Source organism: Sphingomonas phoenicis (assembly GCF_047238005.1).
GTDB lineage: Bacteria > Pseudomonadota > Alphaproteobacteria > Sphingomonadales > Sphingomonadaceae > Sphingomonas.
This window is the reverse complement of sequence record NZ_JBDFMC010000002.1, coordinates 2018023-2034622: the sequence shown is the minus strand read 5'-3', so window position 1 is coordinate 2034622 and position 16600 is coordinate 2018023. Positions and strand designations below refer to the sequence as shown.

The following is a 16600-nucleotide window of genomic DNA, read 5'->3' as shown; positions in this document are numbered from 1 at the left end:
GAAATTTAAGGAAATCCGTGGCTTAACTTCGATCAGTTGATTGGCTTGGGCCGGCTAAAGGTAAAATCCTGGCTGGCGACCGGCGACTTGGTCTATCGCGATCCGATGGTCGACCTCGCCGTTATTTACGAACATACCCAATGGTTTCGCCCGCTCTTCGCGGCGCTGGACCGGCGCGGCATCGCCTATGCCGCCCTCCCCGCAGACGGTCACGCCTACGACCCCGCCGATCCCGCGCCGCCGGCCCCGGTGGTGTTCAACCGCATTGCAATGTCCAGCTTTTTGCGGGAGCGGGAGCATCCGATCTTCTATGCGCAGGCACTGATGGCGCACTGGTCCGCCGCCGGCGCCCGCGTCCTGAACGGTGCCGCCGCGCTGGCCCTCGACGCGTCGAAGGCGCGGCAACTCTCTGTAATCGCAGGCTTGGGGCTGGCGACACCGGCCACCCGTGTCGTCCACCGCGCGGCCGATCTCGCAGCGGCGGCTGCCACGCTCCGCTTCCCGATCGTCGTCAAGGCGAACATCGGCGGCTCCGGCGCCGGCATCGCCCGCTACGACAGCGCCGCCGCCCTCGCCGCCGCGGTTGCCGACGGCATGGTCCCCGACAGCATCGACAAGGTGTTGTTGATACAGGAATATATCCCCGTCCGCGGTGGCGCGATCACCCGGATCGAGACGCTGGCCGGCAGGTTCCTCTACGCGATCGACGTCGATGGTGGCGGCGGTTTCGACCTCTGCCCCGCCGACGCGTGCCTCGCAACCCCCGGCAAACCCTCGATAAAGATCACGGAACGCCGCCCCGATCCGGCGCTGATCGCCGCGGCGGAGCGGATCGCGCAGGCCGCGCACCTCGACGTCGGCGGGATCGAGGTGATGGTGGACGACCGCGACGGCACGCCGCGCTTCTACGATATCAATGCCTTGTCGAACTTCGTTGCCGATCCGCTCGATGTGCTGGGCTGGGATCCGCACGACCGGCTGGTCGACTGGCTGGAAATGGTGATCGCGGAGCAGCGGGCATGAGGTACGGTTACTGGATGCCCGTCTTCGGCGGCTGGCTGCGCAACGTCCCCGACGAGGGGATGGAGGCGAGCTGGGAATATGCCCGCGACCTGGCCGTGCGCGCCGAGCGGATCGGGTACGACCTTACCCTGATCGCCGAGCTGAACCTGAACGATATCAAGGGTGTGGAGCAGCCCGCACTCGATGCCTGGTCGACCGCAGCGGCGATCGCGGCGGTGACGACTACGCAGGAACTGATGGTCGCCGTCCGCCCCAATTTCCACCAGCCCGCCCTGTTCGCGAAGGCCGCGGCGAACATCGACCGCATCTCGGGCGGTCGCCTGTCGCTCAACGTCGTCTCCTCGTGGTGGGCGGACGAGGCACGCCAGTACGGCCTGCAATTCGACCAGCACGACGACCGCTACGCCCGCACGTCCGAATGGCTCGACGTGGTGAAGGGCTTGTGGCGGGAGGAGCGGTTCGATTTCGACGGTCGCTTCTACCGCACCGACGCAGCGATCTGCTCGCCCAAGCCGTTGCATTCGCCTGTTCTTTATGCCGGTGGTGAGAGCGAGGCGGCCAAATCGATGATCGCGGGCCGCTGCGACGCCTATGTCATGCACGGCGATCCGGTGGCGGCGATCGCGCCCAAGATCGCCGACATGCGCGCCCGCCGCGCCGCGACCGGCGGAACGCCGATGACCTTCGGCATGGCCGCCTACGCCATCGTCCGCGACAGCGAGGCGGAGGCGAAACGCGAACTGGCCCGCATCACCGACGTGCAGGAATTGCCCGCCGGTTACGCCAATTTCGACCAGTGGCTGTCCGGCACCCAGCTGGAACGCGAGTTGAAGATCCAGGAATATTCGGTCTCGAACCGTGGCTTGCGACCCAATCTGGTCGGCACGCCCGAGCAGCTGAAGGAGCGTATCGCCGAATATGAGGCCGCCGGTCTCGACCTCCTCCTCCTCCAGATGAGCCCCCAGGCAGAGGAGATGGAGCGGTTCGCGGCGCAGGTGATCGCCGGATGATCGAGATGCGGGGCGTCCACAAGCGGTTCGCGAACGGCCACGCCGCGCTCGCCGGCGTCGACCTGGCCGTCGCGCGTGGCGAGGTGTTCGGCATCATCGGTCGCTCGGGCGCCGGCAAATCGACCCTGGTCCGCCTGCTGAACGGACTGGAGCGGCCGAGCGAGGGAACGGTGTCGATCGACGGCATCGATGTTGCGGGCCTGTCGGGTCGGCCGCTGCGCACGCTGCGCCGTCGTATCGGCATGATATTCCAGAACTTCGGCCTGCTCTCGTCGCGTACCGTTGGCGACAATGTCGCCCTGCCGCTCCGCATCGCCGGCGAGGATCGTACCGCCATCGCAGCCCGCGTCGCCGATCTCCTCGCCCGCGTCGGACTCGCCGATCAGGGCGGCAAATATCCGGCGCAGCTGTCGGGCGGGCAGAAGCAGCGCGTCGGCATCGCCCGTGCGCTCGCCACCGCGCCCGACATCCTGCTCTGCGACGAGGCGACCAGCGCGCTCGACCCCGAAACCACCCGCAGCATCCTGACTTTGCTGGCGGATTTGAATCGCGAGCTCGGGCTGACGATCGTCCTGATCACCCATGAGATGGAGGTGGTGCGCCAGACCTGCGACCGGGTCGCGGTGCTCCACGCCGGCCGTGTAGCCGAAAGCGGCACCGTCGCCGACCTGTTCCTGCGCCCTCGATCAGTGGAGACCCGCGCGCTGCTGGCCGAGGGGCAGGAGGATGCCGACGCAGCGCCCTTTCCCGGTCCCGTCATCCGTTTGACCCTGCAGGGGCAGGCGATCTGGGAGCCGGTGCTGACCCGTATCGCCCGGGAAACCGGGACCGATTTCGCGATCCTCGACGGCCGGATCGGCCGGCTGAAGGACCAGAGCTTCGGCCAGCTGACGCTCGGTCTCAGCGGCGGCGATACCGAGCAGACGCTGGCCGCGCTCCGCCGCCACGGCGATGTCGCAAGGCTGTCGGCATGACCGGGTTCGCGAACGTCGATTGGGCGGAGATCGCGCTGGCGACGCGCGATACGCTCGCCATGTTGTTCGGATCGCTGGCTTTGACGATCGCCGTCGGCCTGCCACTGGGGGTTGCGCTGTTCCTGACCGGGCCGGGGCAGGTCTGGGCGAGCCGCCTCGGCAACGGTGCGCTGGCGTTGATTGTCAACCTGTTGCGATCCGTCCCGTTCATCATCCTGCTGATCGTCATGATCCCGCTGACCGTCCTGCTGGTCGGCACCTCGCTCGGCGTCGCCGGTGCGATCCCGCCGCTGGTCGTCGGCGCCGCGCCGTTCTTCGCGCGCCTCGTCGAGACCAGCTTGCGCGAGGTGGATCGCAACACGGTGGAGGCGGTGCAGGCGATGGGCGCCACCACCCGCGATCTGGTGCTGCGCGCGTTGCTGCCGGAGGCGGTGCCCGGCATCATCGCCGCCGCCACCGTCACCGCGGTCGCGCTGGTGTCGTTCACCGCGATGGCGGGCGTGGTCGGCGCCGGCGGGCTGGGCGACCTCGCGATCCGCTTCGGCTACCAGCGGTTCCAGACCGACGTCATGCTCGTCACCGTCGCGCTGCTCCTCGTTCTGGTGCAACTGCTGCAGATGGCGGGAGACCGCCTAGTCCGCCGCTTCAGTCGTCGTTGAAGAAGGATCGTTTCATGCATCGCCGCCTCCTGCTCGTCGCACTGGGCGCGCTCGCCCTGACCGCCTGCGGCGGCAAGACGGCGAGCGATCCCAACACCTTGCGCGTCGCCGCCACCGCCGTCCCGCATGCCGAGATTCTCGACCAGGTGAAGCCGGTGCTGGCGAAGCAGGGCGTCAACCTCGAGGTCCGCGTCTTCAACGACTATGTGCAGCCCAACACCCAGGTCGCCGAGGGGCGGATGGACGTGAACTATTTCGAGACCGAGCCCTATCTGGCCGAGTTCAACAAGTCGAAGGGCACGAAGCTGGTCACGCTGGCGGGCGTGCACGTCGAGCCGTTCGGCGCCTATTCGCGCAAGTGGAAGTCGATCGGCGACCTGCCCGTCGGTGCCACCGTCGCCATCCCCAACGAACCGAGCAACAGCGGCCGGGCGCTCCAGCTGCTCGCCAAGAATGGCGTGATCACGCTGCGCGATCCGCGCGATCCCTCCGCGACGCCGAAGGACGTGGTCGCGAATCCGAAAAAGCTGGTCTTCCGCGAACTGGAGGCCGCCACCCTGCCGCGCGTGATGGGAGAGGCGGACCTTGCCCTCATCAACACCAACTACGCGCTCGACGCCGGGCTGGACCCGACCCGCGACGCCCTGCTGATCGAGGGCAAGGACAGTCCCTATGTCAATTTCCTTGTCGGGCCGGAAAGCGCGCGCACTGACCCCCGCGTCCAGAAGCTGATCGCGGCACTGCGCAGCCCCGGGACCCGTGCGTTCATCGAACGCAAATACCGTGGCGCGGTCGTGCCCGCGTTCTGAAAATCGGCAGAAGGGAGCACGGCAACACAGATCGCAAACCCTTCTGATCGCCTGAAACATTTTCGGCTCGCCGTGCGCTTGGCTGCGACACGGGAGCATTGCCATGACCGACCAGACCAGCCGCCGCGACATCCTGAAGGGTACGGCCGTCGCCGGCCTCGCGGCCGGTGCCGCACCCGCCCTCGCCCAGACGCCGCCGGCCCCGCCGGTGGATCCACAGAGCAAATACACGCGCGAGCCGTTCGCCGAGCAGCCGCAGAAATGGCCCGCCTTGCAGCGCGCGATGAAGCCGGTGCCCGATTGCGGCGAGGCGAGCTATCGCGGCTCCGGCCGGTTGCAGGGGCGCAAGGCGCTCGTCACCGGCGGCGACTCCGGCATCGGCCGCGCCGCTGCGATCGCTTTCGCGCGCGAGGGAGCAGACGTCGCGATCAACTATTACCCGACTGAGGAGCCCGATGCGCAGGACCTCGCCCGCCTGCTGAAGGCGGAAGGACGCAGGCTGGTGCTGCTGCCCGGCGACCTGACCGAGCAGAGCTTCACCACCGGCCTGGCAGGCAAGGCCGCCAGGCAGCTGGGCGGCCTCGACATTCTCGTCAACAATGCCGCCTACCAGCAGTCGAAGAAGTCGATCGCCGACATCAGCTTTGAACAGTTTGATCGCACGTTGAAGACCAACCTCTACGCCATGTTCTGGCTGACGAAAGCGGCGATCCCGCTGATGAAGCCGGGCGCGGCGATTATCAACACCGGTTCGGTCAACTCGGTGGATCCGGGCGAGGAGTTGCTCGACTATGCGACCACGAAGGGCGGCATCCTGATCTTCACCAAGGGGCTGGCGAAGCAGCTCGGCAAGCAGGGTATTCGTGTGAACATGGTGGCGCCCGGTCCGATCTGGACGCCGCTGCAGGTCGCCGGCGGGCAATTGCCCGGCGATCTCGGCAAGTTCGGGCAGGATACGCCCCTTGGCCGTGCGGGTCAGCCGGCTGAGCTCGCCGGACTGTATGTGGCGCTGGCGGAGGGCGGCAACAGCTTCACCACCGGCAGCGCGTTCGGCGCCAATGGCGGCACCGGCGCGATCTAGGCCGCAACTTGCCGGGCCTCGGTCAGCTCCGGCAATGGCTTAGCGTATTGCCGCCTCTGTTCTCCGTCCGCACTGGCGAAGGCAGGTGGGGTGGAGGAGGCGTCAATATCCGGGCAGTGTTCGCGCTCTGTTCGGCGTGCGAACAATTATGGTGAACGCCCATCTTGCCGCGTTCATCTTCGCTGTTAATGACGGACTATGCAGCCCGTTCGTATCGCACCCTCGATCCTTTCCGCCGACTTCGCCCGGCTGGGCGAGGAAGTGCGTGCGATCGATGCGGCGGGGGCGGACTGGATCCATATTGACGTGATGGACGGGCATTTCGTGCCTAACATCACCATCGGCCCGGCAGTGGTGAAGGCGCTGCGCCCGCACACCGCCAAGCCGTTCGACGTCCATCTGATGATTTCGCCGGTCGACGCGTATCTGGATGCCTTTGCCGAGGCGGGCGCCGACTGCATCACCGTCCATCCGGAGGCGGGGCCCCACGTGCATCGGACGGTCCAGCACATCAAGGGGCTGGGCAAGCGCGCAGGGGTCGTGCTGAACCCCGCCACCCCGGCCAAGATGCTCGATTACCTGATCGACATGGTCGATCTGGTGCTGGTGATGAGCGTCAATCCCGGCTTCGGCGGGCAGCACTTCATCGACAGCCAGCTGAAGAAGATCGCGGCGATCCGCAAGATGATCGACCAGAGCGGCCGCACGATCGACCTGGAGGTGGATGGCGGCGTCGATCCGGTTCATGCCCGCCGTTGCGTCGAGGCCGGGGCCGATGCGCTGGTCGCGGGCACCGCGGCGTTCCGCGGCGGTCCCGCCTGCTATGCCGCCAACATCGCGGCGCTGCGCGGTGACTGACGGGGGCGGATGAGGGACGAGGGCGCGATCCTTCCCGGCGCCGACGGGATCGACGAGGGCAAGCGGCTGGTACGCGTCGGGGGCGACAAGGGATTGTCGCTCGCCGAACGGCTGTCGGAGCGGCTCTATCGACTGACCTGGCGCACGCCCCTGCACGCGATGCGGCTGAAGGGGCGCTATCCGCTGAAGCTGATCGCGGTGCCCGACGATCCGATGCTGGGCGACGTGACGCGCGGCAAGGCCTTCATGGCCGGGCAGCTGCAATTTCGCGGTGAGGTTCGGCCGCTCCACTCGCTCGACCTGACCCGGCCGGACTGGAGCCCCGCCTTCTCGCGCTACCTGCACGGGTTCGACTGGTTGCGCGACCTGTCGACGGTGGCGACGCGGGCGCAGGCGGCGCCGCGGGCCGAGGCATTGATGGCCCGCTGGCTGGCCACCCATGCCGAGCGGGTCGACGGCGTCGCCTGGGCTCCCGACCTGTGGGGTCGGCGCATCCTGGCGTGCGTGGCGCATGCGCCGCTGATCCTGTCGTCGACCGACCTGATCTATCGCTCGCGGGTGCTGAACACGCTGGCCCGCGGCGCGCGGCATCTGGATCGGGGCGCGGACAAGGCGGCACCGGGCGCGCCGCGGATCGCCGCGTGGTGCGGGATCGTCGCGGCGGGGCTGCTGATCCCCGGCGGCGATCCGCGACGTGCCTTTGGCGAGGCGGGGCTGGCGCGCGCGATCGCGGGCGGGCTGTTCGAGGATGGCGGATCGGTGTCGCGCAGCCCGGCGATGCTGATGGACACCATCGTCCTGCTGTCCTGCCTGCGCGCCTGCTACGCCGCGCGCCGGATGGCGATGCCCGACCTGGCCAGCGCGGCGCTGTCGCGGATGGTGCCCGCGCTGCTGGGCGTGATGCATGGCGACCGCGCGCTCGCCAGCTGGCAGGGGGCGGGGCCGTCGACGCCCGAGCAGGTGGCGGCGGTGATCGCGGCCAGCGGGGTGCGCACCCGGCCGCTCCGCCAGTCGCGTGAATGGGGGTACCAGCGCCTGGCCGCGGGCAGCGCGGTGGTGATCGTCGACGCCGCGCCCCCGCCCATCGCCCGGCTGGTGGAGGGCGGCTGCGCGTCGACGCTGGCGTTCGAATTCTCTGATGGCGAGCAGCGACTGGTCGTCGGCTGCGGCGGCGCGCGTGAGGCGGCGGCGACGCTGCCGGGCGCGCTGCTCGACGGTCTGCGGACCACGGCGGCGCATTCGACGCTGGTCGTCGGCGACAGCAACTCGACCGCGATCCATGGCGACGGGATGCTGGGGCGCGGGGTGTCGGCAGTCGAGCTGTCGCGGCAGGAATCGGACGCGGCCAGCCGGATAGAGGCCAGCCACGACGGCTATGCCCGGCGCTGGGGGTTCACCCATCGCCGCCAGCTGATGCTGACCGGCGACGGGCGCGAGCTGCGCGGCGAGGATGCGCTGCTGCCTGCCGGTCGCCGCTTCGGCCGTGGCGGGCAGACGCCGTTCGCGGTCAGGTTCCATCTGGGCGTGGGGGTGCAGGCGTCACCCACCGCCGACGGACAGGCGGCGTTGCTTCGCCTGCCGGGCGGCGCCCTGTGGCAGTTCCGCTGCCGCGGCGGGGCGCTGTCGATCGAGGAGAGCCTGTGGATCGACGGCGACGGTCGTCCCCAGCAGATCGCACAGCTGGTCGTCGCCGGGATGGCGCCCGCCGGCGGCGCCAGCGTCAGCTGGGCCTTGAAGCGGGCGCTCTGACGGGCCACAGGGCCGGGCCATGGATATCGTCACCGTAAAGCGCGCGCTCCTGTCCGTGTCGGACAAGACCGGCATCGTCGACCTCGCCACCGCGCTCAGCCGGCACGGCGTGGAGCTGGTCTCCACCGGCGGCACCGCGAAGGCGCTGCGCGACGCCGGGCTGGCCGTGAAGGACGTCGCCGAGCTGACCGGCTTTCCCGAGATGATGGACGGCCGCGTCAAGACGCTGCACCCGACCGTCCATGGCGGCCTGCTGGCGGTGCGCGACGATCCCGGCCATGTCGCATCGATGGAGGAACACGGGATCGGCGCGATCGATCTGGTGGTGGTGAACCTCTATCCGTTCGTGAAAACCGTCGAAAGCGGCGCCGACGCCGACACGGTGATCGAGAATATCGACATAGGCGGACCGGCCATGGTGCGCTCCTCGGCGAAGAACCACGCCTGGGTCGCGATCGTCACCGACCCGGCCGACTACGCCGTGGTGCTGGACGAGCTGGCGCAGGACGGCGGCACGGCGATGGCGACGCGGCGCCGGCTGGCGGGCAAGGCGTATATGCACACCGCGATGTACGATAGCGCGATCGCCGGCTGGTTCGTCGAGCAGGCGGGCGAGCCGAACCCGGACATGCCCGACGTCGTCGAACTGCGGTACGGCGAGAACCCGCACCAGAGTGCACGCGTGCTGTCGTCGAGAAACTGGGATGTGCCCGCGGGCCTTCCGCAGGCGCGACAGGTGCAGGGCAAGGCGCTGAGCTACAACAACTACAACGATGCCGATGCGGCGCTGGAACTTGTCGCGGAATTCCGCGATGCCGATCCGACCGTCGTCATCGTCAAGCATGCCAACCCGTGTGGCGTCGCCACGGCGGCGACGCTCGCCGGCGCCTATGATGCGGCATTTGCGTGCGACACGGTGTCGGCGTTTGGCGGGATCATCGCGCTCAATCGGGCAATCGACGCCGCCACCGCACGGGCGATCACCGGCATCTTCACCGAAGTGGTGGTCGCTCCCGGTGCGGACGAAGAGGCGCTGGCGATCTTCGCGGCGAAGAAGAATCTGCGCCTGCTGTTGACGGAGGGACTGCCCGATCCGGCGCGTGAAGGGGAGCTGGGCAAGGAGATCGTCGGCGGTTATCTGATCCAGTCACGCGACAATGGCCAGCTGACCGATGCGATGATGAAGGTGGTGACGAAGCGCCAGCCGACAGACCGCGAGCTGGCCGATTGTCGCTTCGCATGGACGGTCGCCAAGCACGTCAAGTCGAATGCGATCGTCTATGCGAAGGACGGCAGCACCGCCGGGATCGGCGCGGGGCAGATGAACCGGCTGGAATCGGCCCGGATCGCGGCGTGGAAGGCGAAGGATGCCGCCGACAAGGCCGGCTGGGCCGAACCCCGTACGATCGGCTGCGCGGTGGCATCAGATGCGTTCTTCCCGTTCGCCGATGGCCTGCTGGCCGCGGTGGAGGCGGGGGCGACGGCGGTGATCCAGCCCGGCGGCTCGATCCGCGACGACGAGGTGATCGCCGCCGCCGACGCGGCCGGGTTGGCGATGGTGTTCACCGGCATGCGCCACTTCCGCCACTGACGACCGAGGCGCCGCGCCGGCCTGCGCCGGCATGGCGCGGATGGGGGCGCTATCGCACCGGCGACCCGACGTTCGGCAACGTCGCATCCTGCGTCTTCGGCACGCTGCCGAACAGCGCGCGGTCGGCCGCGCCGAACGCCCAGCGCCAGAGGATGAACAGATAGGTCGCGGCGATCGCCGGCTCGCCGATCAGCAGCTCGGCCCATTCGTATCGCTTGGGCAGCGCGGTGAACGCGCCTCCGACGACGATCGCGGCCAGCGCCGCCCACACCAGCGGCCAGCGGAACGGCGACACCGGCGCCTTCAGCAGGCGGTGGAGCAGCTTCGCCTTGATGACCGATGTCAGCCCCAGGCTGGTCGCCAGCGCCACCGCGACCCCCGCCGCCTGCCACGTCAATGGCCAGTCCAGCGCGCGCATGCCCAGCACCAGCGCGAAGCTGAGCCCGATCTGGAACGCCAGCATAGCCATCGAGATCAGCAGGTTGCGGCGCGGCGCGGTGTAGACCAGCGCCGATTCGCACACCGCGCCGGTCGAGGCGAGCACCTCGCCCGCCAGCAGGAAGGCCAGCGCAGCGGTGCCCGCGACGAACTGCGGTCCGACGATGCCCATCACCGCCTCGCCGGGGATGGCGCCCATCAGCGCGAGCAGCCCCTGCGCTGCCATGATCCAGAACGCGACCTGACGCACCTGCTGCGCCACCGCCGCCCGGTCGTCGCGCGCCAGCGCATGGGTGATGACCGGACCCAGTACGGGATCGAAACTGGTCTTCAGCTTCTGCGGCAGGGACGATACCTGCTGCGCCATGTAGTAGATGCCGACGATACCGGGCGTGAACAGCAGGCCCAGGATGAAACGGTCGACGTTGCGGCTGCCCCATTCCAGCGCGTCCGCCCCGGCCAGCGGCGCATTCGCCCGCGCCATCCGCCACAGCACGCCCAGGTGTGGCGACCAGCCGTGCGGCAGGCCGTAACTGCGCAGGAACGGCACGATGCTGGCGATCAGCGCCGCCGTCATCGACGCGACGTAGGACAGGACGAGTCCGTCGCGGATCGTGAAGAACGAGAATGCCCAGGCGGCGACCGAGATCGTCCACGGTTCCACCACCGCCCGCGCCGTCACCGCCGCCTTCACGTTCAGGCGATAGGCGAGCGCCGCCAGGCTGACGTCGGACCAGGCGATGGCGACGACGATCAGCGGCAGCCAGCGGTCCAGCCCGGTGATCGGCGAATTGGGGTACATGATCTGCGGAAAGGTGCAGAGCACCGCGCTGGCGACCAGCGACACGATCAGCGCCATCGCCATCGCGTCCCACACCACATGGACGTGCGGTCGGTCGGTTTCCGACAGCGCCTGCGCCAGCCCCCGCTTCAGCCCCAGCGTGGCAAGCAGCGCGGCCAGTTCGACCACCACGACGGCGATCGCGAAGCGTCCGACCAAATCCGGGCCATAGGCGCGGCCCGCGATGAACAGGAACGGGATCCGCGCCGCCAGCCGCAGGATGAAGCCGGCGATGTTCGTCCGGCCTCCCTTGGCGAGCGCGTCGATGTCCTTGGTGTCGGTCATCGGGGGATCGACGCCAAGCTCGATCGAAGACCCTCCGCCGTCCCGGTGGAGGCCGGGTGGCGACGGGAGAGAAGGCAGCTGACGTTGCGCACTAGTGCGCGGCGCCCCAGCTCAACCCGGTTCCGATCTCCACGCCCAGCGGCACCGACAGCTTCACCGCCGGTTCCGCCGCCGTTTCCATCACGCCGCGGATCACCGCGCCGGCCGCCTCGACATCGCCCTCGGGCAATTCGAACACCAGTTCGTCGTGAACCTGCAGCAGCATGCGGACATGGCTCAGCCCGGCCGCGGCGAGGGCCGGTTCCATCCGCACCATGGCGCGTTTGATGATATCGGCACTTGTGCCCTGGATCGGTGCGTTGATCGCCGCGCGCTCGGCACCCTGGCGCTCGCCCTGGTTCTTCGACTTGATCCGCGAGAACCAGGTCTTGCGGCCGAACAGCGTGGTGGTGAAGCCCTGATCGCGCACCGCCTCCAGCGTCTCGGCCATGTAGCGGTTGATGCCGGGGAACCGCTCGAAATAGCGGTCGATCATCGCCTGCGCCTCGTCCGCCGACACCTCCAGCCGTCCGGCCAGGCCCCAGCGGCTGATGCCGTACAGGATGGCGAAGTTGATCGTCTTGGCGCGCGCGCGCGTGTCGCGGTTCACCTCGCCGAACAACTCGGTCGCGGTCAGGCTGTGGATGTCGTCACCGTTCGCGAAGGCGTCGCGCAACGCCGGCACGTCGGCCATGTGCGCCGCCAGCCGCAGCTCGATCTGCGAATAGTCGGCCGCGAGCAGCACGTTGCCCGGCTCCGCCACGAACGCCTCGCGGATCTGGCGGCCCACCTCGGTGCGGATCGGGATGTTCTGAAGGTTCGGCTCGGTCGACGACAACCGCCCGGTCTGCGCGCCGGTCAGCGAGTAGCTGGTATGGACGCGCCCGGTCTTCGGATTGATCTGCGCCTGCAGCGCGTCGGTATAGGTGTTCTTCAGCTTGGTCAGCTGGCGCCAGTCGAGCACCTTGCGCACGATCTCGCTGCCCGGCCCCTTGTCGCGGGCCAGCCGCTCCAGTTCGGTCACGTCGGTCGAATAGACGCCGGACTTGCCCTTGCGCCCGCCCTTCAGGCCCATCCGCTCGAACAGGATGTCGCCCAGCTGCTTGGGGCTGCCGATGGTGAAGGGCGTGCCGGCGAGCGCGTGCACCTCCGCCTCCCGCTCGGCGATCTGGCCGGCGAACTCGGCCGACAGCGCCGCCAGCCGCTCGCGATCGACCTTGATGCCGTGCCGCTCCATCCGCGCGATCACCGGTACCAGCGGCCGGTCGACCATCTCGTAGACGCGCGTCGCCTGCTCCGCCGGCAACCGTGCCCTGAACCGCTTCCACAGACGATAGGTCACGTCCGCGTCCTCGGCGGCGTAGCGGGTCGCGGCCTTCAGGTCGATCTCGTGGAAGCCGCGCTGCGTCTTGCCGGTGCCCACGACGTCCTTGAACGCGATGCAGCTGTGCGAGAGGTGGGTAGCGGCGAGTTCGTCCATGCCGTGGCCGTGCAGCCCGGCGTCCAGGTCGAAGCTCATCACGATCGTGTCGTCATGCGGCGCCACGTCGATCCCGCGCTCGCCCAGCACGATCATGTCGAACTTCAGGTTGTGACCGATCTTCAGGACCGCCGGATCCTCGAACAGGTCTTTCAGCCGTGAAAGCGCCGCGTCGACATCGATCTGCACCGGCACCTCGGCCAGCAGATCGGTGCCGCCATGACCCAGCGGGATGTAGCATGCCAGATTGGGGTGCAGCGCCAGCGACACGCCGACCAGCTCCGCCTGGGTCGCGTCGGTCGAGCTGGTCTCGGTATCGATCGCGATCCAGCCCTGGTGCCGCGCGATCGTGATCCAGCGGTCCAGCGCGTCGAGGTCCTGCACCGTCTCGTAATTGTCGAGGTCGCAGGGCGGGTCCTCCTCCATCGGCACCTCGGCCGTGCCGGTCGCGGGGACGGCGACCGGCGCGTCGGCGACCTGCCCCAGCTTGGCCAGGAGCGAACGGAAGCCGTGATGCTCCAGAAAGGCGCGCAGCGGCGCATCGGGGATGCCCTTCAGCTCCAGATCGTCGAGCGGCTCGGGCAGGGCCACGTCACAGCGCAAGTCGACCAGCTCGCGGCTGAGCCGCGCCATGTCGGCATGCTCGATCAGGTTGTCGCGCAGCTTGCCCTTCTTCATCCCCTCCGCCGCCGCGAGGACGGACGTCAGGTCGCCATGTTCCAGGATCAGCTTCGCCGCGGTCTTCGGGCCGACGCCGGGCACGCCGGGGACGTTGTCGACGCTGTCGCCCATCAGCGCCAGCACGTCGCCCAGCTGCGACGGCGCGATGCCGAAGAACTTCTCGGCGACATGCTCCGCGCCCAGCCGCCGGTTGTTCATCGTGTCGTACAGGTCGAGCCCCGGCTCGATCAGCTGCATCAGGTCCTTGTCGCTCGACACGATCGTGACCTGCCACCCTTGCGCCAGTGCCGCCTTGGCATAGCAGGCGATGATGTCGTCCGCCTCCAGCCCCTCGGTCTCGATGCAGGGCAGCGAGAAGGCGCGGGTGGCGTCGCGGATCATCGGGAACTGCGGGACCAGATCCTCGGGCGGGGGCGGGCGGTGCGCCTTGTACTGGTCGTACAGCTCGTTGCGGAACGTCTTTGACGATTTGTCGAGGATGACGGCCATGTGCGTCGGCCCCTCCGCCGCGTGCAGCTCGTCGACCAGCTTCCACAGCATCGACGTATAGCCGTACACGGCGCCCACCGGCTCGCCATGCTTGTTGGTGAGCGGCGGCAGGCGATGATACGCCCGAAAGATATAGCCGGAGCCGTCGACGAGATAGAGATGGGGCATCGTGCCCGCGATGTAGCGGTTTACGCGGGCGCAATCATCCCCCGCTTTTCGGCAAGCGCGCGCTGTCGGATATAGTCGCTTTCGCGCCGTCATGACGCAATCCGCTGCGGTCGCGGCCACCCACACAACAAGAGGGCCGGCACCTTTCGGCACCGGCCCTCCGCCCTCGATACGCTACGCGAGGGAACTCGAAAACTCGTGAGGGATCAGCGGCAATAGCCGGGGCGCTCGCCCCGCTCGACGGCGCGGCCGGCCAGTGCGCCGGCACCGGCGCCGAGCAGCGTGCCCATCGTGCGGTCGCCGCGGGTGTCGATCGTGCGGCCCAGCAGGCCACCGGCGATCGCGCCGACCACGGTGCCGGTGCTGCCCACGCCCTTGCGGCGGCAGGCGTCGCGATAGTTGCGCCGCTCGTACCGGTCATAGCGCTGCTCGTACCGGTCGCCGCGATAGTGGCGGCGCTGCGCGTCGGCGGCACTCACCGGCACCAGGGTGGAGGCGCTCATGGCGAGGACGGCGGCGGCGAGCGAAAACTTCTTGATCATGATAGGTCTCCCGATCCTATTCGGCGGCGGGGAGAACCCGTCGTCGATGACATGCTTCTCGCCGATTCGCGTTGAGCCGAGCCTGAATGTGGCTGTTATCGCCGGTTCAGCCTTCTCGCCGCCGCGACCCCCTCTATGAGGGGCGCGTGACGCGCCGGTTCGCCCTTCTTTCCGCAGTGCTGCTTCCCCTGCTGATCGGCACCGGCTGGTCGGGCGAGCAGCGGCGGCCGCTGCTCGGTGCGCCGGACATGACTGTGACGCCGGTCGCGCTCGATCCCGCGGATCCCGCCCGCGACCGGGTGGGCGCGCTGACCTTTCTGGGCGGGGCCGAGCTCACCAGCCGTGACCGCGCCTTCGGCAGCTTCTCCGCGCTCGCGGTCGAGGGCGACCTGTTCCTGCTGCTCAGCGACGGCGGGCAAATCGTGCGCTTTCGCCTCGGGGCGGACTGGCGCGCGAGCGAAATCCGGTTCGGCGAACTTCCCACGGGCCCGCGCACCGGCTGGGAGAAGCGCGACCGCGATGCCGAGTCGCTCGCGCGCGATCCGCGAACGGGAACCGTCTGGGTCGGGTTCGAGAGCGTCAACCAGATCTGGCGCTACGGGGCCGCCGGCACCCGCATGGTCGCTCCCGCGGCGATGGCGGGCTGGCGGTCGAACGGCGGTGCCGAATCGCTTGCGCGGCTTGCCGATGGCCGGTTCGTGGCGATCGGCGAATCACCCCCTTACGGTGAGCACGCGCGCGTCGGACTGGTCTGGCCCGGCGATCCGACCATGCTGTCGGCGCCGGCGTTCCGCTTCACCTATTACCCGACGCCCGGCTACGATCCCGCAGACCTCACCGAATTGCCCGACGGTCGGCTGCTGGTGGTGGAGCGGCGACTGGCGCTGCCGTTCGCCTGGTCGGCGAGGCTGATGATCGTCGAGCGGGCGGCGCTGCGCCCCGGCGCGAGCGTGCGCGGCAGAGAGATCGCGACCCTGGCCGCCCCGCTGGTCCACGACAATGTCGAGGGGGTGGCCGCCGTGCGGGAAGGCGATGCGACCATCCTGTGGCTGGTGTCCGACGACAACTGGCTGCCGATCCAGCGCACGCTGCTGCTGAAGTTCCGGCTGGACGGATGACCGGATACGACGAAACCCCCGCCGATCGCTGACCGGCGGGGGTTCGGAAAACCCGGTTCGTCGCGCTGCTTACGCCGCGGGGGCGGCGGCGGTGCGCTTCTTCATGATGTCGCGCTTCAGGCGGCGGCAGCGCAGCGACAGCTTGTCGTCGCTGGTCTTGGCCAGCCAGTTGTCCAGCCCGCCATTGTGCTCGACCGAACGCAGCCCGTGGGTCGACACGCGCAGGCGCACGCCGGTCTCCAGCGCGTCGGACAGCAGGGTCACGTTCTGCAGGTTGGGCAGAAACGTGCGCTTGGTCTTGTTGTTGGCGTGGGAAACGTTGTTACCCACCTGCCGGCCCTTGCCGGTCAGCTCGCAAATACGCGACATGTTCGACTATCCTGGTTTCAGGCGGATGCCCGGAAAGGCCGCGCGCTTAAACAATGGGGGCGGAGGCGTCAACCGAAAGCGCATGCAACGGCTGGCAGGGATCGGCGTTGTTACGGCATCGAATCGCTTCGGCAACAATAAAGAGGAACGGACATGCGCGCGCTTCTGGTCATCCTGGCCTTGGTCGTCCTCGTCGCCGCGGCGGCGATGCATTTCGGTTTCCTGTCGATCGACCAGACCCGCCCCGGCGTCGTCCAGGCCCCCAAGTTCGAGGCGGACGTTGCCCGCGTCTCGGTCGGGACGGAGAACAAGACGGTCGCGGTGCCGACGCTGCAGGTCGAGCGCCCGGCCAACACCCAGGCGCCGAACTGAGCTTTACCTGACGCCGGGCGGGGG

15 protein-coding genes are annotated in these 16600 nt (G+C 68.7%); 11 read left to right on the top strand and 4 right to left on the bottom strand.

Features of this window, described 5'->3' with window-relative positions; genetic code table 11:
• Positions 1-45: 45 nt before the first annotated feature.
• The 9 genes from ABC319_RS10895 (at position 46) to purH (ending at position 9754) form a co-directional block, all read left to right on the top strand.
• A complete protein-coding gene (locus tag ABC319_RS10895; RefSeq protein ID WP_413070240.1) occupies positions 46-1023 on the top strand; it encodes an ATP-grasp domain-containing protein in 978 nt (325 codons plus the stop codon).
• The gene (locus tag ABC319_RS10890; RefSeq protein ID WP_413070239.1) at positions 1020-2033 is read left to right on the top strand and encodes an LLM class flavin-dependent oxidoreductase; all 1014 of its coding nucleotides are present in this window, start codon (positions 1020-1022) and stop codon (positions 2031-2033) included. Before ABC319_RS10895 ends, ABC319_RS10890 begins: the two co-directional genes overlap by 4 nt.
• Complete coding sequence (locus ABC319_RS10885) at positions 2030-3007, top strand: methionine ABC transporter ATP-binding protein (RefSeq protein WP_413070238.1); 978 nt, start codon at positions 2030-2032, stop codon at positions 3005-3007. Before ABC319_RS10890 ends, ABC319_RS10885 begins: the two co-directional genes overlap by 4 nt.
• Positions 3004-3666 (top strand): methionine ABC transporter permease, encoded by a 663-nt coding sequence (locus ABC319_RS10880; RefSeq protein WP_413070237.1) that lies wholly within the window; start codon positions 3004-3006, stop codon positions 3664-3666. Before ABC319_RS10885 ends, ABC319_RS10880 begins: the two co-directional genes overlap by 4 nt.
• Before the next feature lie 14 nt (positions 3667-3680).
• On the top strand, positions 3681-4475 hold the full coding sequence (locus ABC319_RS10875) for a MetQ/NlpA family ABC transporter substrate-binding protein (RefSeq protein ID WP_413070236.1): 795 nt from the start codon (positions 3681-3683) through the stop codon (positions 4473-4475).
• A 103-nt stretch (positions 4476-4578) separates the two neighbouring features.
• Positions 4579-5556, top strand: coding sequence for an SDR family oxidoreductase (locus ABC319_RS10870; RefSeq protein WP_413070235.1), 978 nt, complete (start codon positions 4579-4581; stop codon positions 5554-5556).
• A 198-nt stretch (positions 5557-5754) separates the two neighbouring features.
• Positions 5755-6414 carry a ribulose-phosphate 3-epimerase gene (rpe, locus tag ABC319_RS10865; protein WP_413070234.1) on the top strand — a complete coding sequence of 220 codons (660 nt, stop codon included), beginning with the start codon at positions 5755-5757 and terminating at the stop codon, positions 6412-6414.
• Between the two features lie 9 nt (positions 6415-6423).
• Positions 6424-8163 (top strand): heparinase II/III family protein, encoded by a 1740-nt coding sequence (locus ABC319_RS10860; RefSeq protein WP_413070233.1) that lies wholly within the window; start codon positions 6424-6426, stop codon positions 8161-8163.
• Between the two features lie 19 nt (positions 8164-8182).
• On the top strand, positions 8183-9754 hold the full coding sequence (purH, locus tag ABC319_RS10855) for a bifunctional phosphoribosylaminoimidazolecarboxamide formyltransferase/IMP cyclohydrolase (protein ID WP_413070232.1): 1572 nt from the start codon (positions 8183-8185) through the stop codon (positions 9752-9754).
• A 49-nt stretch (positions 9755-9803) separates the two neighbouring features.
• Here purH and ABC319_RS10850 read toward each other — a convergent pair whose 3' ends face one another.
• The 3 genes from ABC319_RS10850 to ABC319_RS10840 form a co-directional block, all read right to left on the bottom strand.
• Positions 9804-11318, bottom strand: a complete 1515-nt coding sequence (locus ABC319_RS10850) for a lipopolysaccharide biosynthesis protein (RefSeq protein WP_413070231.1) — start codon at positions 11316-11318, stop codon at positions 9804-9806.
• A 91-nt stretch (positions 11319-11409) separates the two neighbouring features.
• Positions 11410-14175, bottom strand: a complete 2766-nt coding sequence (gene polA, locus ABC319_RS10845; RefSeq protein ID WP_413070230.1) for a DNA polymerase I — start codon at positions 14173-14175, stop codon at positions 11410-11412.
• A 206-nt stretch (positions 14176-14381) separates the two neighbouring features.
• Positions 14382-14717 (bottom strand): glycine zipper 2TM domain-containing protein, encoded by a 336-nt coding sequence (locus ABC319_RS10840; RefSeq protein ID WP_413070229.1) that lies wholly within the window; start codon positions 14715-14717, stop codon positions 14382-14384.
• 146 nt (positions 14718-14863) lie between these two features.
• On the opposite strand from ABC319_RS10840, the gene ABC319_RS10835 reads away from it, so the two are divergent.
• The gene (locus tag ABC319_RS10835) at positions 14864-15835 is read left to right on the top strand and encodes an esterase-like activity of phytase family protein (RefSeq protein ID WP_413070228.1); all 972 of its coding nucleotides are present in this window, start codon (positions 14864-14866) and stop codon (positions 15833-15835) included.
• 69 nt (positions 15836-15904) lie between these two features.
• On the opposite strand, the gene rpmB is transcribed toward ABC319_RS10835, so the two are convergent.
• Entirely contained in the window at positions 15905-16204 is a 300-nt protein-coding gene (gene rpmB / locus ABC319_RS10830) for a 50S ribosomal protein L28 (RefSeq protein ID WP_413070227.1), read from the bottom strand.
• Between the two features lie 153 nt (positions 16205-16357).
• Between rpmB and ABC319_RS10825 the strand changes: the two genes are divergently transcribed.
• Positions 16358-16576 (top strand): hypothetical protein, encoded by a 219-nt coding sequence (locus ABC319_RS10825; protein ID WP_413070226.1) that lies wholly within the window; start codon positions 16358-16360, stop codon positions 16574-16576.
• The last annotated feature ends 24 nt before the right edge of the window (positions 16577-16600 follow it).

Coding starts and splice junctions, on each gene's coding strand:
- polA (WP_413070230.1), bottom strand. CDS start 14,175: ATGCCCCATCTCTATCTCGTCGACGGCTCCGGCTATATCTTTCGGGCG.
- ABC319_RS10880 (WP_413070237.1), top strand. CDS start 3,004: ATGACCGGGTTCGCGAACGTCGATTGGGCGGAGATCGCGCTGGCGACG.
- ABC319_RS10850 (WP_413070231.1), bottom strand. CDS start 11,318: ATGACCGACACCAAGGACATCGACGCGCTCGCCAAGGGAGGCCGGACG.
- ABC319_RS10870 (WP_413070235.1), top strand. CDS start 4,579: ATGACCGACCAGACCAGCCGCCGCGACATCCTGAAGGGTACGGCCGTC.
- ABC319_RS10885 (WP_413070238.1), top strand. CDS start 2,030: ATGATCGAGATGCGGGGCGTCCACAAGCGGTTCGCGAACGGCCACGCC.
- rpmB (WP_413070227.1), bottom strand. CDS start 16,204: ATGTCGCGTATTTGCGAGCTGACCGGCAAGGGCCGGCAGGTGGGTAAC.
- purH (WP_413070232.1), top strand. CDS start 8,183: ATGGATATCGTCACCGTAAAGCGCGCGCTCCTGTCCGTGTCGGACAAG.
- ABC319_RS10860 (WP_413070233.1), top strand. CDS start 6,424: ATGAGGGACGAGGGCGCGATCCTTCCCGGCGCCGACGGGATCGACGAG.
- ABC319_RS10840 (WP_413070229.1), bottom strand. CDS start 14,717: ATGATCAAGAAGTTTTCGCTCGCCGCCGCCGTCCTCGCCATGAGCGCC.
- rpe (WP_413070234.1), top strand. CDS start 5,755: ATGCAGCCCGTTCGTATCGCACCCTCGATCCTTTCCGCCGACTTCGCC.
- ABC319_RS10890 (WP_413070239.1), top strand. CDS start 1,020: ATGAGGTACGGTTACTGGATGCCCGTCTTCGGCGGCTGGCTGCGCAAC.
- ABC319_RS10875 (WP_413070236.1), top strand. CDS start 3,681: ATGCATCGCCGCCTCCTGCTCGTCGCACTGGGCGCGCTCGCCCTGACC.
- ABC319_RS10825 (WP_413070226.1), top strand. CDS start 16,358: ATGCGCGCGCTTCTGGTCATCCTGGCCTTGGTCGTCCTCGTCGCCGCG.